26 protein-coding genes and 1 pseudogene are annotated in these 25,144 nt (G+C 33.1%); 15 read left to right on the top strand and 12 right to left on the bottom strand.

What is annotated here, in order from left to right; all coding sequences use genetic code 11:
* Positions 1–4: 4 nt before the first annotated feature.
* The 5 genes from SLH48_RS05510 to SLH48_RS05490 form a co-directional block, all read right to left on the bottom strand.
* Complete coding sequence (locus SLH48_RS05510) at positions 5–436, bottom strand: hypothetical protein (RefSeq protein WP_320257312.1); 432 nt, start codon at positions 434–436, stop codon at positions 5–7.
* A 309-nt stretch (positions 437–745) separates the two neighbouring features.
* Positions 746–1,180, bottom strand: a complete 435-nt coding sequence (locus SLH48_RS05505) for a GNAT family N-acetyltransferase (RefSeq protein ID WP_320257311.1) — start codon at positions 1,178–1,180, stop codon at positions 746–748.
* Between the two features lie 257 nt (positions 1,181–1,437).
* On the bottom strand, positions 1,438–2,355 hold the full coding sequence (locus SLH48_RS05500; protein ID WP_320257310.1) for a DMT family transporter: 918 nt from the start codon (positions 2,353–2,355) through the stop codon (positions 1,438–1,440).
* 176 nt (positions 2,356–2,531) lie between these two features.
* Positions 2,532–2,975, bottom strand: coding sequence for a DinB family protein (locus tag SLH48_RS05495; RefSeq protein ID WP_320257309.1), 444 nt, complete (start codon positions 2,973–2,975; stop codon positions 2,532–2,534).
* Positions 2,976–3,224: 249 nt separating this feature from the next.
* Positions 3,225–4,145 carry a PhzF family phenazine biosynthesis protein gene (locus tag SLH48_RS05490; protein ID WP_320257308.1) on the bottom strand — a complete coding sequence of 307 codons (921 nt, stop codon included), beginning with the start codon at positions 4,143–4,145 and terminating at the stop codon, positions 3,225–3,227.
* Positions 4,146–4,251: 106 nt separating this feature from the next.
* On the opposite strand from SLH48_RS05490, the gene SLH48_RS05485 reads away from it, so the two are divergent.
* From SLH48_RS05485 to SLH48_RS05470, 4 genes are all read left to right on the top strand, one after another.
* Positions 4,252–5,127, top strand: a complete 876-nt coding sequence (locus tag SLH48_RS05485; protein WP_320257307.1) for a LysR family transcriptional regulator — start codon at positions 4,252–4,254, stop codon at positions 5,125–5,127.
* 550 nt (positions 5,128–5,677) lie between these two features.
* A complete protein-coding gene (locus tag SLH48_RS05480) occupies positions 5,678–6,100 on the top strand; it encodes a hypothetical protein (protein WP_214482315.1) in 423 nt (140 codons plus the stop codon).
* 427 nt (positions 6,101–6,527) lie between these two features.
* Positions 6,528–7,106 (top strand): DUF6944 family repetitive protein, encoded by a 579-nt coding sequence (locus tag SLH48_RS05475; protein ID WP_320257306.1) that lies wholly within the window; start codon positions 6,528–6,530, stop codon positions 7,104–7,106.
* Between the two features lie 331 nt (positions 7,107–7,437).
* Positions 7,438–7,602 carry a hypothetical protein gene (locus tag SLH48_RS05470; protein WP_320257305.1) on the top strand — a complete coding sequence of 55 codons (165 nt, stop codon included), beginning with the start codon at positions 7,438–7,440 and terminating at the stop codon, positions 7,600–7,602.
* Positions 7,603–7,720: 118 nt separating this feature from the next.
* Here SLH48_RS05470 and SLH48_RS05465 read toward each other — a convergent pair whose 3' ends face one another.
* Complete coding sequence (locus tag SLH48_RS05465; protein ID WP_214482317.1) at positions 7,721–7,891, bottom strand: aspartyl-phosphate phosphatase Spo0E family protein; 171 nt, start codon at positions 7,889–7,891, stop codon at positions 7,721–7,723.
* A 239-nt stretch (positions 7,892–8,130) separates the two neighbouring features.
* Between SLH48_RS05465 and SLH48_RS05460 the strand changes: the two genes are divergently transcribed.
* The gene (locus SLH48_RS05460; RefSeq protein WP_320257579.1) at positions 8,131–8,841 is read left to right on the top strand and encodes a DNA alkylation repair protein; all 711 of its coding nucleotides are present in this window, start codon (positions 8,131–8,133) and stop codon (positions 8,839–8,841) included.
* A gap of 585 nt (positions 8,842–9,426) precedes the next feature.
* Here the strand turns inward: SLH48_RS05460 and SLH48_RS05455 are convergent.
* The 3 genes from SLH48_RS05455 to SLH48_RS05445 form a co-directional block, all read right to left on the bottom strand.
* Positions 9,427–11,553, bottom strand: coding sequence for a HelD family protein (locus SLH48_RS05455; RefSeq protein WP_413785397.1), 2,127 nt, complete (start codon positions 11,551–11,553; stop codon positions 9,427–9,429).
* Positions 11,554–11,749: 196 nt separating this feature from the next.
* Positions 11,750–11,956 (bottom strand): zinc ribbon domain-containing protein, encoded by a 207-nt coding sequence (locus SLH48_RS05450; protein ID WP_214482319.1) that lies wholly within the window; start codon positions 11,954–11,956, stop codon positions 11,750–11,752.
* A 177-nt stretch (positions 11,957–12,133) separates the two neighbouring features.
* Positions 12,134–12,934 (bottom strand): helix-turn-helix transcriptional regulator, encoded by an 801-nt coding sequence (locus SLH48_RS05445; RefSeq protein ID WP_320257304.1) that lies wholly within the window; start codon positions 12,932–12,934, stop codon positions 12,134–12,136.
* Positions 12,935–13,063: 129 nt separating this feature from the next.
* On the opposite strand from SLH48_RS05445, the pseudogene SLH48_RS05440 reads away from it, so the two are divergent.
* Positions 13,064–13,522 (top strand): annotated as a pseudogene (locus tag SLH48_RS05440) (SRPBCC family protein).
* Between the two features lie 105 nt (positions 13,523–13,627).
* Here the strand turns inward: SLH48_RS05440 and SLH48_RS05435 are convergent.
* Entirely contained in the window at positions 13,628–14,854 is a 1,227-nt protein-coding gene (locus SLH48_RS05435) for an MFS transporter (protein ID WP_413785396.1), read from the bottom strand.
* Between the two features lie 198 nt (positions 14,855–15,052).
* Here SLH48_RS05435 and SLH48_RS05430 point away from each other — a divergent pair, with 198 nt between their 5' ends.
* On the top strand, positions 15,053–16,633 hold the full coding sequence (locus tag SLH48_RS05430; RefSeq protein WP_320257303.1) for an FAD-dependent oxidoreductase: 1,581 nt from the start codon (positions 15,053–15,055) through the stop codon (positions 16,631–16,633).
* Positions 16,634–16,972: 339 nt separating this feature from the next.
* Here the strand turns inward: SLH48_RS05430 and SLH48_RS05425 are convergent, their stop codons facing one another.
* Entirely contained in the window at positions 16,973–18,415 is a 1,443-nt protein-coding gene (locus SLH48_RS05425; RefSeq protein ID WP_320257302.1) for a flavin monoamine oxidase family protein, read from the bottom strand.
* A 412-nt stretch (positions 18,416–18,827) separates the two neighbouring features.
* Here SLH48_RS05425 and SLH48_RS05420 point away from each other — a divergent pair, with 412 nt between their 5' ends.
* From SLH48_RS05420 to SLH48_RS05405, 4 genes are all read left to right on the top strand, one after another.
* The gene (locus tag SLH48_RS05420) at positions 18,828–19,550 is read left to right on the top strand and encodes an AAA family ATPase (protein WP_320257301.1); all 723 of its coding nucleotides are present in this window, start codon (positions 18,828–18,830) and stop codon (positions 19,548–19,550) included.
* A 629-nt stretch (positions 19,551–20,179) separates the two neighbouring features.
* Complete coding sequence (gene purN, locus SLH48_RS05415) at positions 20,180–20,812, top strand: phosphoribosylglycinamide formyltransferase (RefSeq protein ID WP_320257300.1); 633 nt, start codon at positions 20,180–20,182, stop codon at positions 20,810–20,812.
* 50 nt (positions 20,813–20,862) lie between these two features.
* On the top strand, positions 20,863–21,030 hold the full coding sequence (locus SLH48_RS05410; RefSeq protein ID WP_214482325.1) for a hypothetical protein: 168 nt from the start codon (positions 20,863–20,865) through the stop codon (positions 21,028–21,030).
* Positions 21,031–21,638: 608 nt separating this feature from the next.
* Complete coding sequence (locus tag SLH48_RS05405; protein WP_214482326.1) at positions 21,639–21,863, top strand: hypothetical protein; 225 nt, start codon at positions 21,639–21,641, stop codon at positions 21,861–21,863.
* A 34-nt stretch (positions 21,864–21,897) separates the two neighbouring features.
* Here SLH48_RS05405 and SLH48_RS05400 read toward each other — a convergent pair whose 3' ends face one another.
* Positions 21,898–22,797, bottom strand: coding sequence for an ABC transporter substrate-binding protein (locus SLH48_RS05400; RefSeq protein ID WP_320257299.1), 900 nt, complete (start codon positions 22,795–22,797; stop codon positions 21,898–21,900).
* 912 nt (positions 22,798–23,709) lie between these two features.
* Here SLH48_RS05400 and SLH48_RS05395 point away from each other — a divergent pair.
* From SLH48_RS05395 to SLH48_RS05380, 4 genes are read left to right on the top strand one after another with little or no spacing between them, the layout of a single operon-like run.
* Complete coding sequence (locus tag SLH48_RS05395; protein ID WP_320257298.1) at positions 23,710–24,021, top strand: hypothetical protein; 312 nt, start codon at positions 23,710–23,712, stop codon at positions 24,019–24,021.
* On the top strand, positions 24,011–24,214 hold the full coding sequence (locus SLH48_RS05390) for a hypothetical protein (RefSeq protein WP_320257297.1): 204 nt from the start codon (positions 24,011–24,013) through the stop codon (positions 24,212–24,214). The genes SLH48_RS05395 and SLH48_RS05390 overlap by 11 nt, the downstream gene beginning before the upstream one ends.
* A gap of 47 nt (positions 24,215–24,261) precedes the next feature.
* The gene (locus SLH48_RS05385; RefSeq protein WP_320257296.1) at positions 24,262–24,675 is read left to right on the top strand and encodes a hypothetical protein; all 414 of its coding nucleotides are present in this window, start codon (positions 24,262–24,264) and stop codon (positions 24,673–24,675) included.
* Positions 24,672–25,025 (top strand): hypothetical protein, encoded by a 354-nt coding sequence (locus SLH48_RS05380; RefSeq protein ID WP_320257295.1) that lies wholly within the window; start codon positions 24,672–24,674, stop codon positions 25,023–25,025. Before SLH48_RS05385 ends, SLH48_RS05380 begins: the two co-directional genes overlap by 4 nt.
* Positions 25,026–25,144: the final 119 nt, after the last annotated feature.

The raw sequence follows: 25,144 nt of genomic DNA, 5'->3' as shown, positions 1-25,144 counted from the left end.
GGAGTCAGACTCTCTTATCTTGTTCTTCAATTATTGTGCCACCAATCATGGTTAGGTGAACAATAATAGTCATTGCAAGGATATAGCAAACGAGGCCTATCTTTGAAAATGAAACGCCAGTAAAGGTATTATTGAGCCAAATAACAAATAGTGAAAATACTGCTACATTTACTAACAATCCCACCAATTTTACAAAGTCATTAATTTTTTTATTTGGTGTTGATACATTAAATAGGCTGCTAATGATATCAAACGGTAGTAACCAGAAGAAATTTAACAAAGAAATTAACATCATTGAATGCCAATTATAAATTTCAATTGCCAATGAAGAAATTAAACTAAGTAAATAGATAACGAGACAACTAATGCCTACATACAAACTAATTGTAAATACAATAATGAATAAGATAATAGCAAAACTAATTGACTTGTGCACACCAACCCCCCCTATAAATTATTTTATATTTAAGAAAGGGATAAATATGTAAATGTAAACAAGTGTAATAAAAAAATCTATCAGGCATCGACAAAGTTTACAGCTTGAAAAGCTATTTTCATGAATATTGTTGCTTCCGAACTATGAACATGTATGAAATTATCGTTTGAGGTATTTTTTCTCGGAAGCATGAAATCTAAAATAACCACCATATAGCTTTTCCAATTTTGTTACAAGGTTGCTACGAAGGCCCTAAAAACAATTGTTTCTTATACCTCATATTTCATAATTAGAAATTCAGTTTCATTATTAAAAAAATGTCTGCTCTTTGCTGAAACCAATTCTACTATAAACCGATATGGCTCTGATATTAAAAGTAGCAACACTTAACCGTACGAATTTAGGTTTAAAACGTTTTATGGCAAATTCTAGTCCTGTTTGCACAAATGACAAGCCGTTTCCATGTCCACATAGCTCTGGCTTCATACCTAGCCCGAAATCTATAAAATTTTTTCCATTATCATTATATAACCCAACAGCTCTTCCATCTGGTACTTGGGCATTGTAACCGAAACATAAAAACCCAATTAATTCGTTGTTCAATTGAACTCTGAAATATGATCCATCCATCAGTTCTTGTATATCCTCAGGACTATCATCGAAATTGTAAAGTGTGTATGGTTCATCATATTTCCATTTACTTATATGATATGCATCATTTAACAATATTTTGTTAATAATCAACGTATTGTCCTCCTAAAGTATACCTCTTATAAAGTTCATCATAACAAAAAATGTAAGAAGTTATCTTGCTATTCATATTCCCATCTACAAGTATTATTGCTTGGATTTGAAAAGTAGATATTTAAGCCCCCACAAACAAGCGTGGGGGCGATATTGCTCATAGCAAATAGGGGTTTACTAAAACCAAAGCATGATCTAGTAGAATCTCAATACTACTGATTAAATAATAATTGCAGTTGTGTTTTATATTTGTTATATTATGAGCTTTTGACAACATTTCTTTCATTAGATGTAGCAATATAAACACCTAAAATTACGATAAACATACCAATAATTTGTTGCAACGTAAGTGTAGAACCATACAAAACTACACTTATCCAAGCGGCATTTATAGGTACGAGGTTCATATAAATACTAGATTTACTAGTTCCAATTCGTCTGATTCCTTCATTCCACAATATAAAGGCAATGACCGAAGCAAAGATACTCATGTAGCTTATTTCAATCCATGATTGTGCTGACATAGTTGCAACGTATATCCAACCACCTTCAATAATAGAAAAAACCGCCAGTAAAATAGTGCCAATTAACATCGTTATACATGTTGTGAGAGTTGATGAGACGTCTCTCATAACAACTTTGCCGATTAACCCGTGAATGACCCAACAAATTAAGCCACCAACAAACAATAAATCTCCTTTATTAAAAGAGAGAGAACCAATTGTATCAATCCCCTTAAAGATGACGATTAGAACGCCTGATAATGATAGAAATAAGCCTAACCCTAAACGTCTATTAAACTTTTCATTTAAAAACAATACAGCCCCCATTGTTAAAAAAGCAGGGGTTGTAGCCATGATTAATGCGCCGTTTACTTCCGACGTATATTTCAAGCCTACTAAAAAGAAAAGACCGTTATATAAAAATATACCAGTGAGGGCCATACATGTTAATCCGAACCAATGTCTTTTGAGCTTTTCTGTATTCCATTCTGATCGGTAGATGACAAGTAATAGTAAGATGATTGCTGCTGAACCAAAACGTAACGTACCAGCAGTCATAGGAGGTATTTCTGTAACGACATGTTTAGATGCACCGAAAGCCCCTCCCCAAAATAGGGGAACTAACAAAAGTAAAAAATATATCGATGTTGAATGATATTTAGATGTTTCCAATTTTCCACAACCTCTCTACCTACAAATAGTAGGTTACAGGTTTTGTCTTTAGGTGTATTAAAAGGTATATGTCGTCTCATTTATAATTACAAAACTTTCCGCTAAAGTCGACTTCTATTGTAGGAGAAGCAATTGACTTGGTTAACCAATGTTTTAGTATATTTAACATGAGCAAACTATGAAAATATCTGTTCCAAGTGATGGCTCAAATGGTTTATATAGTCAGTAACTAACCATTTTAAAGTTACAGGTTGTTTATTTTCTAATAAGCATGGTAATTCCCACTGTTCTTTCGTAACATGTTTTAGGAGGTTGACAATTTGTGTATTTAAACCAACCCAAACTATAATGAGGTCATCTGTTTTGAATGAATGCTGATAATTATGAACCTTAACCAATAAATCTTGGTTATAGTTATTGATAGAAACTGAAGCTGTCGTTGCAGATAAAATTTCAACAAACCGTTGGTGATTTATATTAGCTGAATCACATAAATGCCCTAATATTTCTTTTTTAGACCATTTTGATTGTATGGGTTTATATTCCATATTTGAAAGAGATTTAATTTTTTGTGGAACTGATAATAAATAATTTTCTAATTGTGTAGTTGTAGAAAACATAATTTTCCTCCTATTTATAATATTTAGAATACTATACTGAGACCAACTTCGTTATAGGCTGTTGTTTTTCATGTCGGCATTGGGATTCTTTGCATTATACTTTCGAAAAAATCCTCACTTAACTATATTAGTTTTGTACAATAAGTTTTCGTCCTGATTTTGTGCATACTTTCTTAAATCTTGAATAACTCGGGTATGCGTGTATTTATAACCTTTGTATAATATTCATTGGTATTGTGTTTCCGTATTTTACACTTCAAAAACAAGTTGACCAGAACCCATCATTACTGAACTACCTCCAATTGAGACGTTTTCATATACATTTCCTTTTTTACTAATTGATATGTCTATAAAGCTCGGCCTTTTCATTTCAATCCCTTGTTCATTTCTAATTTTATACGTTTGTTCAGATTTTGGAATTACTGAATATTCAACGAGATATGCTCCTAATGGGCCATTTGCATTACCAGTTGCAGGGTCCTCTGTAATACCCATTGCTGGGGCAAACATGCGGCTATGGACATCTGAACTCTCATAAATAGTCTCAGTTGTAAAAGCATAAATATGTTTTATATTTTTATCTTCACTAAAAAACTTATTCCAAACGTCTGTTTGAAGGCTTATTCTTTCCATTGCAGACAACGTACGGATGGGAATTAACAAGAAAGGTACACCCGTTGATATTGATTGTATAGGAAGGTTTGAATCAATATCTTCTGAAGAGATTGCTAAAAGTTCAGCAACGCGCTTAATATTATGAAAAACAGGTCCAAAAACCGGTGTTTTTTGATTCATTTCTACAAAAGAAATCATATCATTTTCTTTTTTTACTGTTACATTAATATTGCCAACACCCGTTTCGAATACAAATTGATTAAGTCTACTTTTCATTGTAGAAATGCGGTCCATCCCTAAAACGTAACCAGCTCCAATTGTCGGATGACCTGCGATAGGTAATTCGATTTGCGGTGTGAAAATACGTAATTCTTTATCAGCTGCTGCACTTCTTGAAGGCCTCATAAAAACCGTTTCAGAAAGATTTAATTCCCTGGCGATTTTTTGCATCATCTCAGTTGATAGATTGCCATGCTCTTTAAAAACAGCTAATTGATTTCCTCCAAATGCTTGATTTGTAAATACGTCTATTAACGTGTAATGTAAAGTTTGCATTGTTTATTGCCCCCCTTTGCTGTAATCTTATTACAACGATTAGGATTAATCAAACGAATGTTTATAATGATATATATTAATTATATTAATAGAAAGGGGTTTGTTGATGACATTACTTCAATATGAAGTGTTTCATACAATTGTTGATACAAAGAGTTTTACGAAGGCTGGGGAAAAATTAGGTCTCACACAAGGTGCTGTTAGCCATGCCATAAAAGGCTTAGAATCAGAACTTAACTTAACCCTTTTATATAGAAATCGGTCAGGGATTACTTTAACGAAAGAGGGAGAGGTAATCATTGATTACATCAGACAGATTTTAGCTAAAACTGAACTAATGAAGCAAGAGGCAGGGAGAATGAATGGCCTTGAAATAGGAACCATTCGTATCGGTACTTTTAGTAGCGTATCTGTTCAATTATTACCGCTTATTATTAAAAAATTTCACAAGTTGTATCCAGCAATCCGAGTGGAGTTTTATGAGGGTGGGTATGAGGAAATTAGAAAAATGATTCTACAAGGAGAGGTGGATATCGGTTTTTTACCAGCAACAGAAATAGATAATTTAGACTTTATTAACCTTGTTGATGACCACCTCTATGTCATTGTACCAGCTGATCACACATTTGCAAAAAAGAAGAACATTAGTATACATGATATAGCAACTAATCCTTTTATCATGCCAAAGGGTGGGTGTGATGCACTGGTTAAAAGAGTATTTAAAGAAAACAATGTAAAGCCTTATATATATTGTGAAATTGAAGATAATCCTACAATAAGTGCAATGGTTGAACAGAACCTAGGAATAAGTATTGTTCCAAAAATGGTTTTATCCGTTTGTATTGGAGAAATAACTTCAGTAAGGTTAAAAGAAAATTACTATCGCTCTATTGGTTTAGTAGCAAACTCGTTTGAACACGCTCCACCAGTTGTACAGGCGTTTGTAGAATTGACTAAGAAGTGCTTAGAAGAAACCGAGTAACCTCGGGTACGATAGAGCTTTTGAAGATATTGTAGAGGTCGAGAACGCTTTAAAAGAAGCTAATCAGTATAGCATCCATTAGATCAGATGCAAGGTGAGATAATTCGAACTTAATTCTATTAATAAGTTCAGTTTGTTAATTGATTCTATCACACGATATTCAAGGACATTAGTATTACGAAAAAAATGGTTATCTATCCATTAATTCTATATTGTTAACATTTGTAATCTTATGATATGTTTTTTATTAAGATAGATATATTACAACAATTTGGACTGGGCTACCACTAGTCCTTTTTTTATTGTATATGTTAGTCCTCAACTATATTTCACACTTCTAAGATTTTTACTTCCCATTCAATGTTTAGTTCGTAATTTCAAGTAAGTTAAGTAAACTCTTCTCCAATTATCATTCGTTCATCTTTTTAGACGATATATAGTGGTACTTATAAGTTGAGCGACTAATTTACAAAAGGGAATTTGTTGAGGGTATATGGTAATAATAAGGTTCATAGTATTGTATTCAACTATGAAAGGGAGGATTAAGGGGATGAAATCTATAATATTTGGTCTAGGGGTAATCATTTTAGTAAGCATGATTGTTCTGTTAATTAAAAAGAGAGTATTAACCAATGATAATGAGCCATTATTATCTGATTTTAATTGTGACCCTGAAGACATACAACCTTTTTTTATGCAATTATCTTCATCAATCTTTGATAGAGGGTTTACGGAAGATGATATTAATTTAATCAATAAAGAAATACATATGATGAAAAAAAGACATGAGGATAAAAAAATTGGTACATTTAATGTTATTTTTAAAGAGGAAAAAACTAGGATAAGTGTTGAAGCAGAAGTCGAAAACGAAGATGGCTCAAAAGGTGTTACTTTATTTATGTACGCTAACCCAGAAGTAGTTAAAGCGATAGATCAAGAAGTTGAGAAATTTTATGTAGAAAATGACATGTGAACTAGGATTAACAGTGCAAATAAAGTTCGATAAAATGAAATGGACTTTATGTATACATAAAAAATCTCCATTATTTCTTGTTAGTTTTAGTAATTTTAATGTAGATTATGTTCAACAATAAGCTGATTTACTTTAGGAATCAGCTCTTTTTTGGATTGTTTTGACCTTTAGTTATTGAAGAATTTATTGTATAAATAATTAACAATTCTTCGCATTCGTACTTAATGAAGTTAATGTAAATTAAGGACATAAAATTGCTTGGTGAATCAGAAAGACATATTAAGCGTGTTGAAGTAGGTAATCGCCAGTTGCGATAATGAACTATATTTATAAATTGTAAATAATTTAGGCTTTTTCACAAAATTATATCTCTCCAATTGAATACAATACCTTAAATAACTAAAAGCAGGATTGGTGGGATTTGGAGGTGATAAGGACAGGAACTGACTTGCAATTAATTGGTTCATGGCTTCAGTCTATTGGAAACATTATTGCGGCAATTGGCAGAACTGAACCTATTTTAAATGATAATGAATTATCTAATCAGTTCATTAGAGTTGGAAATAGTCTTCAAGCAGTCGGGAACACATTTAAGCCGATAGGGAGAACAATGAATATTCAGGGTGATGGGACTGAGGCGGATTTTTTAATTATTTTTGGAAGTTGGATACAGGCATCCGGTAATACTGCAAGTGCTGTAGCAACCACTATTGAAGAAGATGAGGGAACTCAACTTGGTATTTTAGGTGGTTCATTTCAATCTCTAGGAGCTGCTTTTGCGGCAGTTGGATCTAACATGATTAAGGCTCCTCTACAAGACTTTGCAGTTGTAGGAAATATATTGCAATCTTTAGGGGCTGGGCTAGGAGCGATAGGTGGCATATACTTATTAGTTAGTATGGATGAAGTTGGTTTACAAATATCTAAGATTGGAACTTGGATACAAGCAATTGGTGCCACACTTTCTGCTATCATATTTACTAAGCAAATAGCAATTAAGGATTGAAATGTATAAAAGCTGTTGATGTGTATTCATACTAGCTATTCATATGAGAGAAAACTAATTTTTATTTTAATGATGCTTTCTAGGAAGGAATTTTGTTCTAGTCATAGAGAATATATAAGCAATAGCTATACATAAAATAAAGCTATTTTTGCATAGATTATTGTTTTTTGTAAGAAAAAATAAACACGTATACAATTAGATTTTATGTAGTTTTACTATAAAACGATAAATGTTGAGAAAAATGACATCTTTATCTACTAGTTTAGATACTATAGCAACAAATTTTACAATAAGAGTCTAAAAGGAAGACTTATGATGGAGGGAGTTAGCCATGGAAATTTTTCTAACAGCACTAGTAACGGTTTTATTGTATTCGCCAGTTTTGATAAGGATGAATAACAGAATTTCTTCAGTTGAAGATAAGTTAATTAACATAGAAAGAAAATTGTTACAAGATGAGGGGAAGGTAATAAATATTAATCAAAGAGATTCGTAGGTATTATGTTTCATGATAATGGGCATATTTATGTGAAGGAAAACTCATACTAAAGTACTAAATGTAGCGCATGATAAGAGGAAAAGGTGGGTAGAATTGTTGAGAAGCATTTCTTTCATCATTTCTGAATTGATAATGTTTGATATATATTTAATAGCAAATCTAAATGTTTACTAATGTATATCGTATCATCATGATGAAGTCCTTTTTTTAGGCCCATAGTAATCATTTTAATCCTCAATTCCTCTATTTCCTGCAATAGTTCAGTTTGGTAATTTGATATATTCATTTAGTATAGGAACTCCTTAAAAGTTAGATTAGAGCAATAATGGATAATACTGTATTATGCAAGATATATTATATATCCAACAACTAGGAATTTAAAGAGATTTATTAAAAAAATATATGGGAATAGTTGGTTTTGATGTTGATGTGTTAGGTTAACATTATTGATTATGAACAAAAGTGAATGGTGAAGATTTTGGTGTAATGAAGCTATCTTAAATTTCAAAAGGAGGTTATACGTTGATTACATATGAGGAAGTAATGACAAAGCTATCGGAACTTGGAAATGAACAAACGAAAAATACGTTGCTAAGACATGGAGCAAGCGAGCCGTTATATGGAGTGAAAATCGGTGACTTAAAAAAGCACCTGGTGAAAAAGGTGAAGAAGGATCAAGACTTAGCATTAAAACTATACAATTCGGGGAATAGTGATGCTATGTATTTGGCGGGTCTTTCTGTAAGTCCTCAACAAATGACGAAGGAACAACTACAAAACTGGGTGAAGCAAGCAAATTGGTATATGATAAGTGAATATTCAGTAGCCCAAGTTACAGCGGAGTCTCGGTTTTCATTAGAACTAGCTAGAGAATGGATTGCTTCCACAAGTGAAAATGTTGCTTGTGCAGGGTGGAGTGTTTTTTCAAACTATTTATCAATTACACCTGATGAACTAATTGATCAAGATGAAATAATGAGACTATTAACAAAAGTAGAACACACGATACATGATGAAAGAAATCGAGTTCGTTATGTGATGAATGGATTTGTTATCTCAGTTGGAGCATATTATGAGCCACTTCATGGGGAGGCAAAGCGGATAGCAGGAGTAATTGGTAAGGTTAAGGTGAATATGGGGAACACAGCTTGTAAAGTTCCACTAGCTAAAGAATATATTGAGAAAATGGAGAAAAAAGAGTTAATAGGGAAGAAAAGAAAAACGTGTATTTGTTAGACTTAGCATTTAAGGAGCTTTGACGCTAAATAAAGGATCTTTTAGTAAACTTTTAGTGTTTTTTTCTTTCATATGAGCAACTAATATGGATGATCATTTTTATCGTCTTTTGAGATGGAAAATGTGGAACGTGTTTAGCACTTATTACGTAAAGCAACAATCTAATGTGAAAACAGCTTAAATAAAACAGAAATATTTTTCGTCTTATTAAATGATAGTCTCGAGTATGAACTTTATAATTCTTTTGTTTCTGAATAAGTAGCTGTTATGGCAGCTTGAAAAAAAGAGGCTGGGACATAAGTTGAAAACTAACTGATTATTATACATTACACAAAAATAAAACCGCATGAAATCAAGGTTTATAAATTTGATTTCGTGCGGTTTCTTCATTTTATATTGGGTTTTGTCCCAGCCTCTTTTTATAATTGTATTAAGGTAACATATTATTAATTCTGACATTTGTCGGATAAACGTATATATGAACTATTGAAAAAATAATTCGTCCTCGGTTGGTAGGTTCGGAGTATTTATTTTTTCATTCGGTTTTGGTAGCCCATTAAACTCTTTACTTTAAAGTGGTGGGGGTCAGTCCCCCAACAAGGGTGATTTAGTTTTTGAATATTGGATGCTTAGCTTGTGTAGTGCACGGGTACAGCCCACATAAAGCAGTTTGGCATCAACATCATTTAAGCCGTAATTTATTTGATCCACATCGGTGATAAGGACTGCATCAAATTCCAAGCCCTTTGTTAAATAAATAGGGATAATTGAGATGCCACCTTTGAATTCATTTTGTTTTGTCGTAATGAGTGTCATTTCTTTTTTAGATATATTAAGATTTTTATATAGATGCTCACAATCCTGTTCGGTTCTCCCGACAATGGCAATTGATTTTACTTTGTCTTCTTGATATTTTTGAATTATATTTGTGATTACTTTGATACGGTTTGATGGTGTTGTATTTATCAATTCGACTTTATCACCGCTTCGAAATACTGGAACAGCGTCATTAACGGGTTGAGAATTGTTAGCTTTAATTTTATTAGCGAACTGAATAATTTCCAGTGTTGATCGATAACTTTTGTTTAGTTCAAAATAGCCTTTCTTGCTCTCTTCACCGAACAGCTGAAAGATTTCTTGCCAGTCATTTAGCCCTTGATAACTGTGAATACCTTGTGATAAATCACCTAAAATTGTAAAAGCATTCTTTCTAGTCATTTCCTGCAAAACAGCTACTTGAAAAGGAGAGAAATCTTGTGCTTCGTCTAGTACAACATGGTGATAGCGTTTTTCTTTCTCGATCCCGTTGAAATAGTTGTGAATATAAACAATCGGAGCAAGGTCTTCAACTTCAACTCGTTTTTTATTAAGTAATTTGTTGGTAGTTTTACGAATCTCATCAGGTATATCCTCAAAAATATTTGCAGGCAAATAGTTTACATGTTTTTGGTTGAAGATTTGTTTGTAAAATGATAATGGTGTTTGGATGTTCCAACTCTTTGTATATGTCCGTAATGCTTGAGTCGCTTTTCTTTTTACCTTAGCTCTGACATTTTTGTCAGCAATGTGTTGAAGCTCTGTCTCAATCCAACGTTTTATGCGGGATATCGTACGTTCAGTTCTTTTCACTAGTGGGTATGTTATATATTCTTCGTAAAACCATTGTTTAATCGTTTCAGCTTTAAGTAATGAATGTTCTAAGCCAGTAAAGTCTTTATTAGGGATGACGTTTTTTTCATAGAATTGTAGGCAGTGTTGAATTTTATTTAAAAAACGAACCGAACCTTTAAATCTACCTGGTGTATTTTCATTAATTGTTTGCCTTGAATCGTGGAGAGTGAACCATTTTGAAAAAGAATTGGTTTCATCTAGTAATTGCACTTCTTGATTTAGCATATTTAATGCCCAATCAGTAAATGTAGTTTGTTGTATGTGTCCTACACCAAGTTCAGGAAGCACATTTGAGATGTAATCGAGAAACATATTATTAGGAGCAAAGATGATCATTTTTTCAGCTTTAGTATTATGTTGATATTGATATAGTAAATAAGCTAATCTGTGTAATGCGACCGTTGTTTTCCCACTACCAGCTACTCCTTGAATAATAAGAGGTAAATTAATTTCTGATCGTATGATAGTATTTTGTTCAGCTTGAATTGTTGAGACAATATCTCTCAAACGATTATCTTTTTGTTCACTTAACTTATAAACTAAAAATTCATCGCTTCTTGAAAAATTGGATTGTCCCTTTACATAAGTATCAACAACACGACCAAGTTCCTTGTTTCTAATAGCAATGTTTCGCTTTAAATAAATAATACCTTCAATTAGCCCTTCCGGTGCTTTGTATGAAGCGATGTCATCACCACCAGCAAACGAATAAAACATGCTAGCTACTGGAGCTCTCCAGTCAACAATAAGAACTTCTCCAGTTTGTTCATCAGAAATACCTATTTTCCCGATGTAATATTCTTCTAGTTTTAGGCTTAGTTCCTCCTGGAAATCTAATCTTCCAAAATAAGGTTCATTGAGAGACGCTTGAAGGTTTTGTCGGTTAGTCTCTCTTGCATACTCTAACGCTTGTTCTGTGATATCACTGCCATGATATTGAGGTATAGAGTTGAGTAAGTGAAGCTGGCGCTCAATCTCTGCAGCTATTGTACTGAGTTGCTGCTTCTCTTTATCAAAGGCACTTTGAGTCTTTTTAGTCAAGATCAGTTACCTCCTTGTGAGAATATTCGCCAATTTTATTTGTGGCGAGATTACAAAATATATCATAACAATAGCGTAAATACAAGAGAAATTTAGGGGTCAGATCCACAACTCGTTAAGTTCTTATTTATGCCTTGGTAGGAAAACAATAACCATCACAAAAGCAGTAAAAAAAGAGTCCATTATAGACTCTTACTTAACCTCCGAAAAATAAATCAATGATATTCATTCCAGTAGAAGAATTTGTGTTATATAGCTCAGAATAGCCACAGTTTTTACAGTAAACAACTTTAAACGTATTGTGTTGAACATCAAATAATTTGGAAAGTCCAGTCCCAGAGGTAGCAATCTCTTTTGATCCTACCTCAGTTCCTCCGCATTTAATACAGCCTTTATTATTCATAGCGTTAGCCCCTTTCATATACATATATACGTATGATCCAAAGAATAAGTTTCACGATTGTTTTTTCTTATAAATATTGTTACTAAACAAAATAATAGAACAGTGAAATGAGAGGGGATATATTTACAAGTTGTAAAAGGAAGAAGTAACATTCCAATCTACAACGAACATATGTTACTAAGATAATTTGGCAAATTCATCTGGTGTGTTGCCAATGATCGCTTTGAAATCTTTAATGAAATGCGATTGGTCGTAATATCCTAAATCATTACATAGTTGTAGCCAATTTAGATTTTGGGTTTTCTCAATCATCTCTGCAGCATTCTGTAATCTGTATAGTTTAATAACCCATTTAGGACTAACACCAACATATTGTTGGAAAAGGCGTTGTAGCTTTCTTTTGTGAATGTTGAATTGATGGCATATTTGGTCCACCTTAGTAATTTCATTATTTGCGATAATGTGATCAATAATTTGATTTACGAGTGTCACATTATTATCTTGTTGCGGTAGTTTTTTTCGTATTATGTTTTCCACAAATTTAATCATCTCATGTTCTTCTTTGTATGAAAGAACAGTTTCCTCAACCAACTCCTGTTCAGTATCAAAAACATCGTGAATTTTCAAAGGTTTGTTCGTTAACTCAGCCACTGATCTTGTTGTAAAAGGATAAAATCCACCTGGTTTGAATTTAACCCCAACAACACGTCCTTTTCCTTTTACAAGGTAAGAGAATTTACTCGTTGTAGGAGCAAAAATACCTGTTTTATGTTGCTCAACAATCAAATTTACGCAAGGATTCGGAATAACATCTTGAAAGAACTGTTCATTTTCCTTTAAATCCCAACTAACGATCCAAAAATGTTTAACAAAGAAGCTAGTTTCAAGAGAAGGTGGATAACGTGTAAGTGTATAATCTTTCACACTGTCATTAAACTTTAAAACACCCATACTTGGTTTAGGTGAATTTGCTTTCAATTAAACCCCTCCCATTTCTTTATTATGTCGTGTTTTTACAATACTTGTTATGTATATACGATTATAATCCATATTAGCATTACTTAAACGTTTGCGTAAATGCTAATACGAAGAGTTAAGGAGGAACATATGAAGTTATCATACCAGTTTTATATTGATGCACCACCAGTGAAAGTGTGGAACACACTTATATCACCTGAAGGGACTCGAAGTACGTTTTTTGGAAGTGAACTTAGATCAACATTTACAAAAGGAGAGTCTTTTGAGTATGTGGGACCGGGTAATGATGGAGAAAAAACAGTGCATGTATATGGTGAAATTTTAGCATGTGAACCAAATAAGTTGTTAAGCTTTATTGAACACCCTGGTCCATCATATCATCAAAATCATTCAGAACTTGAATCAAGAGTATCCTTTTCATTGCAACAAGTTGGAAAATGCACAAAACTAACATTAGTTAATGATCAATGGACATAGAATCATCCAGCATATGAAAATGCACAACAACATTGGTGGATGATTTTGAGTAATATAAAAACATATACAGAATCAGGAAAAGCACTAGATTTTGGTGCACAGGAAATATAATTTACTTCAAAGGAGCTGTTTAATAAGTCTGATTTCTGACTTATTAAACAGCTCCTTCAGTTATTCAATATTATTAAGATTAAAATTAGCTTAAGCATTAGCTATTTATATAGAATGATTTATCTCACGAACCTTACTGTCATTAGGTAACAACATAGCGATAATCCCGATTATTGGTAGGAAACTACAAAATATCATGACAACTTTAATATTAAACATATCAGCAAACGTACCTAAGAAAACAGAGCCAATCGCTCCCATTCCAAATGCAAGTCCGACAATTAAACCAGAAGCCATTCCGATGTTTTTTGGCATAAGCTCCTGCGCATAGACGACAGAAACACTAAAGCTTGTCATCATAATAAATCCAACAATTAAGAACATAGGCATAACAAACTGTATAGGAACATACGGTAATGCAATAGTAAACGGAACGATGCCTAGCATAGAAATCATAATAATATTCTTATTTCCAAACCGATCAGCTAGTGGTCCTCCAAATAAAGTGCCAATTGCACCTGCAATCATAAATGTAAATAAGTAAAACTGTGCTTCAGTTACAGACAAACCATAGTCTTCAATAAGGTAGAACTGATAAAAGCTTGAAATACCGGCATGGTACCAAGAACGAGCAAAGACAAAAAACACTAATAAAATCATAGCTGTTTTAATTTTGCTATTTAATTTATGCTTCTTTCGTTTAGCTTGAGTTTTTTTCATTGTGTGATAATTCATATGGCTTAACTGATTTTTATACCATGATGAAACAAGAAAAAGTATACAAATCCCTATTATTGCTAAGATAGAAAAGATAAGACCACCTTTTTGACCGAAAGGAATAAGTATAAATGCGGTATATATAGGTGCCATTGCTTGGCCGGTATTCCCCCCCACTTGGTATATTGACTGTGCAAGTCCTCTTTTACCTCCAGCGGCCATCGAAGTTACTCTTGACCCTTCTGGATGAAAGATAGCTGATCCTAAGCCAATGAATAGTGCTGCGATTAAAATAAAGAAAAAATTTGAAAAAAGTGCTAGCCCCACTAATCCAAGTAAACTTAGGAATGTACCAAAGGGTAATAAAAAAGGAACAGAACGTTTATCTGCGAACGATCCAAATACTGGCTGCATGATCGAAGATGTCATATTTAATACGAAGGCTACCCAGCCAATTTGCGTATAAGTAAAATGTAAATTTTGTTCTAAGATAGGAAACATGGCGTAGACAACTGCTTGTAGTGAGTCATTAATAAAATGTCCAGCGCTAATTGCAAATAATACCCAATAGATGGGTGATATCATCATTGTTTTTGATTTAGTCAAGGTAGTCAAAATGTTCCACTTCCCCAATAGTATGATTGTCTACTTTACAGTAGATTGCTATTACCGTCAATGTATTCTAAAAATTAAAACATTCATTACAAAGAATATTTTATTTGGTTAAAAATAGCATCAGTTGTTGTATTTTTAAGAATAGTCATCAAATGGTAGGTAAACCTAATATTAAAAATAGTAGTAGGAGGATTCAAATTGACTTACAATGATGAAAATGCAAAACTTCCTAAGTCTTCAAAGTCATTATGGATGAACTTTAATGATATGGAGGGTTTTCCAACATTAGATGAACATACAGAAGTTGATGTTGTTATCGTAGGTGGTGGTATAACAGGAATTACATCAGCTTACCTATTAGTGAATGAAGGCTTTAAAGTAGCTATTGTAGAAGCAGATAAATTATTTAGTGGTACCACTGGGCATACAACAGCAAAAATTACTGCACAACACAGTTTAATATACGATAAGTTTATTCATAGTATGGACATAGGGATGAATAAAGCTAAATTATATTATGAAAAGAACAAAGATGCTTTAGCTTTTATTAAAGAAACAGTAGAAGAAAACAAAATCGATTGTGATTATTGTGAGCAAGATTCATACATATACGCTACAACTGAAGAATATAGACGCAAACTTGAGAAAGAGGCGCTAGCATATGAAAAAATTGGCATTGAGGGTGGATTAGTTGATAATATACCTTTTAATATAACAATTAAAAATGGGCTTGTCATGAAGAACCAAGCACAATTTCATCCTGTGAAATATTTAACTCATCTAGTACAAGTTATCATCGAAAAGGGTGGACTTATTTTTGAAAACACTACTGCTGTCAATATTAAGACAGGGGATAAACCATCAGTTCTTACTCGGGAAGGGACTAGTATAACAGGAAACTATATTTTGTCATGTTCGCATTTCCCGTTTTACGAAGGTGCTGGTTTGTATTCTACGAGATTACATGCTGAACGCTCGTATATCATAGCTGTAAAAGCTAAAGATGCATACCCTGGAGGCATGTATATTAGTGCTGATCAACCAATACGTTCACTTCGTTCGGCAACTATAGCTGGGGAGGAAATGATTCTAATTGGTGGAGAAGGGCATAAAACGGGCGAAGGAAAAAGCACGTTAGCACATTTCAATGCCTTGGAGAAGTTTGGGAATGATGTTTTCGACATAGAAAGCATCGCTTACCGTTGGTCTGCACAAGATTTATATACATTAGACAATATTCCATATATAGGAGCTGTAACTTTAAGTCAGCCAAATATTATGATTGCAACAGGTTATAGAAAATGGGGCATGACAAATGGAACAGTTGCAGCTTTGTTATTTAAAGATATACTCTTGAAGAAAATAAGAGTCGATGAGCATATGTTTGGCCCATCTAGATTTCATTTAAATCCTAGCTTGAAAAACTTTTTAGTTGATAATGCGAATGTTGCAGGTCATTTAATTAAAGGTAAACTTGAAATCTTATCTAAAGATGCTAGTGATTTATCTACAGGTGAAGGGGCTGTCATTACAGTCGACGGACATAGAAAGGGAGCTTATAAAGATGATACAGGTAAGCTACATATTATAGATACAACTTGTACACATATCGGTTGTGAAGTTGAATGGAACGATGGGGAGCGTTCATGGGATTGCCCATGTCATGGCTCGAGATTCTCATATACTGGTGAGGTCATTGAAGGACCAGCTGAAAAACCGCTACAAAAGTATGATTATAAGATGATTGACAATCTCACATCAGAGGATTCTGGTTATTAATTATGACATGCAGTGCATTATGCAATCGTGGCTATCGATTTATTACGCTTAATCTAAGGCTCTTTTCATAGGTGTTTTTTACTTGTATTTGAGTATGTATTATATGACTTTATAGACTTTAGAGTGGAAAAGATATGATGAATGTTAGTTATATTTGTGTCCAGCTCTCATTAAGAAAAGTAACAATAACTGTGAAATCAGTCCAATTGAAAGACGGTAATAACCTGTAATTATGTAAGCAGATCAATGAAAGGAAAACTTCTTTAGAATTTTCATATTATATCAAAACGATTAAATGAGGGAGTAAAAATAGAGCTTATGCTAGAAGGATTGTTGTAACTATTTAGGTAAATCATTCACTTCGTGTGCGACCCGAATTCCAGATTCAATTGCTCCTTGCATCCAACCGACAGTTTGGGTCGTATGTTCACCAGCAAAGTGTACTTTTCCTTCGGGTGTAGAGATAGAGGGTGCCAATGAATATTCTTGGCCAGGATCAAATGCTGTAAAAGCTCCTGAAGAATATGGATTCTGGCTCCAGCTAAAGGAAGATCCAGAAACGAATTCAAGGAAAACCTGTTGCCCATATATTTTTGCTAAATCTATTAAAGCATATTGAATCCGTTCTTCTTCACTTAAGCTATCCCATAGTAATGCCTCATCCGCCCATGTATAACTCGCTAAAACAACTGCATTCCCTTTCGTTCCAATACCATAACTGGGGTAATACGAAAAGCGTATTGGTAAATCTGTAATCGACCTACCTCCATATTGTGCTGCATATTCCCAAAATCGACTTTTAAACTCAATAGCGATTTTTGTTGAAGGCATATAGTTAAGTTGACGAATGGCTTTTCTTTTTTCATAGGATAAGGAATCATAAGGTTCAACCTTCACAAAGCGTAAGGTTGAAAAGGGTACAGTCACGATTGCAAGATGACCTGTAAAAGTGCTTAGCGTTAAATTTTTTTGATGAAGAGTTTCAATACCTACGTTAAATTTTCTATTAATGATTTTTATCATTTTTTGATTAAATAGAATATCGCTTTTTAATTGTGTCAGAAATGCTCGTGGTAAATAATCCATTCCACCAGTTATCTCATAATAACGTATGTTTGCGGTGAAGAAACTCATTTTTCGTAATACTTCGATTAAAGATACGCCAGAAAATGCTTTTAAATCAAGCATGGTATCAATCATATCAATTGCACCATATGAAAAATAAGATTGTAGGAGAAAACCAAATGAATATTTTCGGTATTTTTTTTCTGCTATTTTCCAATTTTTCTCTGGATTTTGCTGAATAAAATTGACAATTGGTTGAAGGGCTGAAAGCAACAGTTCTACTGCAGTTTTACCACTTTCAGTTTCATCCAAAGGATAGTTTAAAATATGTGGGTTACACTTAACCGTACTCAAGGTAGTATGGGTCCCATTTATATAAATTTTGTCCAACGGGGTTTGATTTATAAATAGATTTGTAGGCAATTTAAACTTGTTAATATAGCTTAAGACAAATCGATGATTTTCAGGAATCCGCATGGAACCAGTATTAAAATATTGAGAACTACTAAATGGGGAACGTAACGTATGTACACGACCTCCAACTCTATCGTTTCCTTCTAAAATGGTCACTTTATGTCCAGCATTTTTTAATAATGATGCTGCAACAAGCCCTGCTAACCCTGCTCCGATAATAATAATGTGTTTAGGTATATGTGATTTTTTTAATCCAGCTGATATAATATGAAGCATTTGATCGTCAGATAATTTGGGTTTCATTTATTCGCATCCCTCTCTCCTTAGTGTTTTATTTAGAGTTCTTTCGTAAGCTTTGGTGCCTCTATTTCTTATTTGAAGAGAAAGTTTGCCACACTAGTCACCTTTGAAAGGGTAGAGAAGTAAGTGTGCGTTTATTTCTTAGAACTATAAATAACAATCAATTGGAAAACAGCGGTATTTTATTGAATAGGATGCAACAATGTACAAATGTGTAAAAGCACCTCTTAGCGCAACAAATTCTTTCTTAATAAAAATTAGTTAAATGAACAATAGTGTGCCAACATCAATGAGTACCTTCCTATTGTTACTAGGTTTATGTATCTTGAAGCCTTGTCTCTGTTCATTTGATACTGCTGACTATGGTAAAATGAACTTTCACATATATAATGGAATAATTAAAAGGGAGAATATCATGTATCTAAGAGAATTAACTTTCTTAAAAGAAAAAATTGGAGAAAAAGCTAACTATCCCCTTAACATACAAGCATTTCGATCAATGGAACAAATCCGTTTTGAGAGTAATGTCACTTTTTTTGTCGGTGAAAATGGGTCAGGAAAATCAACTTTGCTTGAAGCAATTGCTGATAAATGTGATTTTCATACTGCAGGTGGGAGTAGGAATAATATATATGAGGTAGATGCATCGCAGTCACATTTAAGTAAATACATTCGTCTTTCTTGGCTTCCGAAAATGACTGATGGATTTTTTTTAAGAGCAGAAAGCTTTTATCATTTTGCAAGTTACTTAGATCAATTAGCAAGAGAGGATAGAGCTTATCATTATCAGGGATATGGGGGGAAATCATTACACGAACAGTCTCATGGTGAATCATTTCTTACTCTATTTACAAATCGGTTTGATCGCAAAGGGATCTATTTGTTAGATGAACCTGAAGCAGCTTTATCTCCTACACGGCAGCTATCATTATTAAGTATTATTCATGAACTACAAGAATATTCTCAATTTATAATTGCAACACATTCTCCGATATTATTGGGATTCCCAAAGGCACAAATTCTTTCTTTTGATACTTCACCAATAAGCACAATTGATTATGAACAAACGAGCCATTATCAAATTACGAGAAGATATATAGAAAATCGAGAGTTTTATTTTAAGGAATTGTTTGATTAATAGCTAATAAAGGTGTACATCTATCGGATGATCTAAAAAAATGCAAATAATAATTACGCTAATTTATCATGACACGAGTATCGCATTTTACCTGATTCCATCACCAATATCGTATCTTTCTTTTATTAATGAACTAGTGTTTTAACAAGAAGCTTTAGACAACGGATCAAGTGTTTTTGTAGTTGGTTATTATCAAAAAGTACTTGTTGGAACTTAATGAAGCAATATTAAAAGTGTATATAAATATTTATTTAAAACCGACAAATAGCATTTATTTTCAAAGCACTTATTATTTACATAAGCTTTTATCGCAAATTTTGTTGCTGCTGTTAGCAAAGTTGAACTGAAACATATGGTTTTATACCTTGGTCACCTTTTTAGAAAAGTGTAAATGCCACGAACTCAAGTAGTGTAGCTGTTTAAATCTCAATAAGAAAAACAATAATTGATGCCAAAACACCCTTTACAAAAAACAACATGTTATTTCTATGAATATACCAATAAAGGTAAAAATACCCTGTTAATACTAGGATATTGCTGGTAAACTAACAGTGGAATCATATAGTCAATCTCATCATTGTAAGTTCGTTATGAAATTAAGTGAAGTTTCTATGTGGGGTGTATCTAACATGCAAATTAATCAAGAGTCGAAGGTAGAAAAGAAGTTATTACAGGTAGGGTTTTTAGCTTCTCACGGTGGTAGTAATATGAAATCAATTGTAGAAGCGATTAGACAGGGGAGCTTATCAGCAAATGCGAGTGTTGTAATAAGTAATAATAGTAACTCAGAAGCTTTGAAATTTGGAAGGAGAGAAGGGGTTCCGTCATATCACATTAGCAACAATACTATTAACGACTCAACAAAGCTGGATTTACATATTAGAGATACCTTGGTGAAGCACGGTGTAGACCTTGTCATTTTAAGTGGGTATTTAAAAAAAATAGGTCCAAAAACATTAGAAGCTTTTTCAGGAAGAATTATTAATATTCATCCATCTCTATTACCGAAATACGGTGGAAAGGGTATGTATGGGAATAACGTTCATAAAGTGGTATTAGAGGCTAGAGAAACGGTTACAGGGGTGACTGTTCATATCATCGACGAAGTTTATGATAAGGGAAAAATATTAGCACAACGTAAAGTTGATGTGTTAAAACACGATTCTGTCCATAGCTTGGCTAAGAGAGTTTTTCATTGTGAAAAACAATTTCTTCCGGAGGTCATACAAAGCATTCACTTTGGCAACATAAAATTACCTTAATCCGAACTAAATCGTATCGTACAGGATTTAAGAAAGGAGAAGTGAATATTGTGGAAATAGTAATATATGTACTATGGCTAGTTATTATATTTACTGTCTTATCTTTTATGGGTAATGTTCAAAAGCACTTAATGACAATCATTGAAAAGCAAGAGGAGCAAAATAAATTGTTAAGTGAACTAAACAAAAAGCTAGAATATGAAAGACTCAATGAATAGCGAGATTTTTCTAGTACTTAAATATCCTTCCTTTCATTAAATAGAAAAAAATATCGATATCAATACGTTATCATCCTGAATTAAGAGTAAGAGCTACAGTTATTCCTCTCGAAAAAGTTGTAGATAGTTAGTGTCAATATATAAAAAAAGTAAGTTGTGGATGCATTTAAATTTATTTCCTACTATAAAATTACCATTCAATTGTAAAGGTCCATAAGTTGTCCCCAATGAGAGTCAACAAACAGTAATTGTAGCTTTGAAAGTATTGTTACTTCAATATAAATATATGATCCCCTATTTTTTGAATATATTAAGGTTTTATGCTCAGTTTTTGAGTATCCTATTTGATTTATAGCTGTTTGCGTATTAATGTTGCTTTTCGAAATATGAATACTCCTTAGATGATCATTCCTGAAATCTTTGCTTTTATAATATGATATTAATCTTCTTTTTTACTGTAGTAAATTTGTAAACATATGAACAGAATTTACGAAAAGATTTGTTTTTTAACGATTGGAAACGAATGTCTTTTTAACTTGCTTCCTTTATATATTATTTTGTATAGATTTGCCTAGAACACAAATGATATACGTAAAGGAGGTGGGTCCATGCCTAAAAAAGGAATGAGTTTTGAGGAACATTCATATCATACAAACCCTACTAGCCAAGATGGAATTCTAAATGATACAACGACCAACTCTGGTGCCTCAATTGGAGTTAGTATGGAAGTCGATAAACTGAATCAAAATAATAAAAATCCGTTTCATTTAGACCCTAAAAAAGAAGAAAAGGCGGAAATACAGCAAGAGGGGGTCAGACCCCCAGTGATTTAATGTGGCGAACAGTTGGGGGATAAACCCCAACTATTTATATCTTAATATATTTTCTTGTAAGATGTTTAGGCATTGAGATTATGTCCGAGTGAAAAAGAGCTGCCAAAAGCTCGACACCATCTATTACACCGATGCTAGGTTGTGTAAATAGATTTGGGTCAACTAGGTAAACATTATTGTTATTTACAGCTCTCAGATGTTTCCAACCATCTAGTTGTTGGAGTTGTTTTACTTCTTCAACGGCCTTTTTCCGATCATATCCGCACGGTGAAATAATTATTATTTCGGGATCATATTGTTTAAGGTCCTCCCACTTTATAGGGTTAGAGTGCCCTTCATTCTTCGCAAAAATATCATCTCCCCCAGCTAGGTGTACTAAATCTGGAATCCAATGACCCGAGTTATAAATTGGGTTTATCCATTCCATGAAAAAAACTTGACTATTTCTTCTGTTACTTTCCATCAATTTTCTTTGAATTTGATTAAGCCTATCCTTATAACCTTTAACTGCATCTATTCCTTTTTGTTCAGAACCCAGCTCCTTAGCAACTGTTATGACATTGTCAAAAATATCGTTAAGATTTTTTGGAATAAGCGGTACAATTTTTGGCTGCTTCGATAATTTGTATATAGCCTTTTCTACATAGGATGTTCCTATTTGGCAAACGTCACAAACGTGTTGAGTGAACATGATGTCGGGTTCAATTTGTTCAAGTAATTCTTGATCTATATAATAGAGCGATTTTTGTTCTTCCATATATTCAGAGACAGTTTCATTAATTTCTGAAGAGGTCAATTGGTTATCTTCTAGTACCGATCTAACTACTTTTGGTTTAGAAGATGGGCACTCAAACGTAACCCCGCTTAAAAACTGATCTAAGCCTAAACTATTTATCATATGGGTTGCTGCTGGAACACAGGATACAACTTTCATAAATATCTTCCTTTCAAAATACTACTATTGATTAGTAAACTTTATCGTATTTAGGATGTGACCATATTGTCAGGTCTAGATTGGACGAATTGGTAGCTTTTATGCTTAAGAGATAACATGTATTCAATTTACATACGGCATCTTTCTAGCTATTATACAATGTCAATTTGATAAACCACTATCTAACCGTTCAACTTTAGTTAAGGCTCTTTTCAAAAACTTTATTGCTGTTTCACTTAAATTTAAGTAACTTATGCGTATTTTACGGTTTTTTAAGTATCTAAAGATGAAAAGATGCCAGGATATAAAATATATACGTGTTTACTCTGATTACGAAAGCACCGATTAATTTGCTGCGAAAACAACATTAGTTAAGGCTTTCAAAAACTTTATTGCTGCTTCACTTAAATTTATGTAACTTATGCGTATTTTACGTTTTTTAAGTATCTAAAGATGAAAAGATGCCCCGAACATTAAACATATTCGTGTTCAGCTCTTATTACGCAAAGCACCAATTAATTTGCTGCGAAAATGTCAGTGGTAAGGGCTCTTTTCAAAAACTGTTTCTTTTTTTGAAATTGAGCAACTGGTGTGTATTTTTTATGATTGTTCAAGTCTTTAAAGATGAAAAGATGTCCCGAACATTAAATATATACGTGTTTAGTTCTTACTACGCAAAGAAACAATTAATGCTGAATTTAAGCATTATTTAAAATAGCAATTTTTTTTCGACAAGAGATTAATAAATTCTATTAGGATAATATGTAACAAGTTCTAGTAGATGAGGACTACATCTCAACAGAATTTGTGTATTATTATACTTTATTTTATCACTATTTATAAGAATAATCCCCATACCAAAGAGCACCTTAGAGTCATAGAATACATTATGACATAAATGGGGGGAATAAAATGAGAAAACAAGTATGTAAGTGTCTACAAAACGTTGAAGAGACATTAATTAAAACAAAACAATTTACATTAAATCCGAATACATCTGGCAGTGTTGAGAAAGAGATCCCTTTGTCACCACAATTTCTCCAATTAGCAGAGCTGCAGCTAAAAGATGTAAGAATGACAGACAAAGTATCTATTCATGCAACTGTTGGTTCTAGAGTAGAAGAGGGAAGTGGAGACACAGATATAATTTATAAAGTTTATAGAAATGTGATTAGTGAAGTCAATATTATATATAGTGGTAGAGTTGAGTTAGATGATAATTGATAGCTTTTTTCATGTGGATATAAATCCGTCATTGGGCAATGTGAAGTATATCCTTACCGTTGAGCTTATAGAACAAAGCCAAGAGCAGGTTTTTGTAGTTGGTCCTATTACTTTCGTTATAGAGCAAATTAGAGCAGAACTAAAAAGCAAATGCATGTGTACTCAAGCTGTTAAACAGACAGTTGTAGATTAAATCACATAGTTTTATCACCGAACGAGTCTGGAAGCTTCAAAGATGGGATGATTCCTGTAGGACCAATGTTTTTAATGCTGGCAGAGTTATCTTTAGATCAAATAAGACCAAATGATATTGTTCTCTTGAAGACTACCGTAGGTACAGAAGCGCTTATGCAAAGTCCAATATTGTTGTATAAAATATTTCGAAATTCGGTTAATGATGCTAATCTCATTTTTAGTTCAAGAACGGAAATAGATGAAACATTTCAAGATGAGTTTAGTATTGATAGCTTCATTCATGTAGATCTTAAACCAACATTAGGAAAGGTAAAATACATCCTAACTGTTGAGGTTGAAACATCTTTTAATGACGAAGCTTCTGTAGTAGGACCACTATCTTTTGTGATTCAACAAATTAGAACAGAGCAAAGTGGTAAATGCACATGTAACCTAGCTTCCAATATAGAGTCGATGTGAATCAGTTCGTATTACCAACAAATGTATCTGAGAGTATTATGATGGACATAGGTATGGACCCACTGGAATTAGCACGTTCATCTTTTGAAAAAATAAGACCGAGCGACATGATCGTAATAAATGCTACCGTTGGAGCAAAAGTTTCAGATGGTGGAGGTAATCCTGATTTGTTATATAAGGTGTATAGGAATTCTATCGTTGCTTCTAATCTTATCTTCAGTGCTAAAAGTGAACTAGATGAGGGTGGTAATGATTTTGCGATAGATAGCTTTACTCATGTAGATACAAAACATACGCTAGGTAAAGTATCATATATACTAACAGTTGAAAACATTGAAGCTAATACATAAGCACAAGTCATTGGACCTATCACATTCAAGTTAGACCAGTATAGGAAAATATAAATTTGTAATTAATGATATCTTAGACTAGTATTTAACAATTCTAGTCTTACATAACAACTACTAGT

It is taken from the genome of Cytobacillus sp. IB215316, assembly GCF_033963865.1.
Classification (GTDB): domain Bacteria; phylum Bacillota; class Bacilli; order Bacillales; family SM2101; genus Nanhaiella; species Nanhaiella sioensis.
Note: the sequence above shows the minus strand (reverse complement) of the source record. Positions and strands in the feature narration are given on the sequence as shown.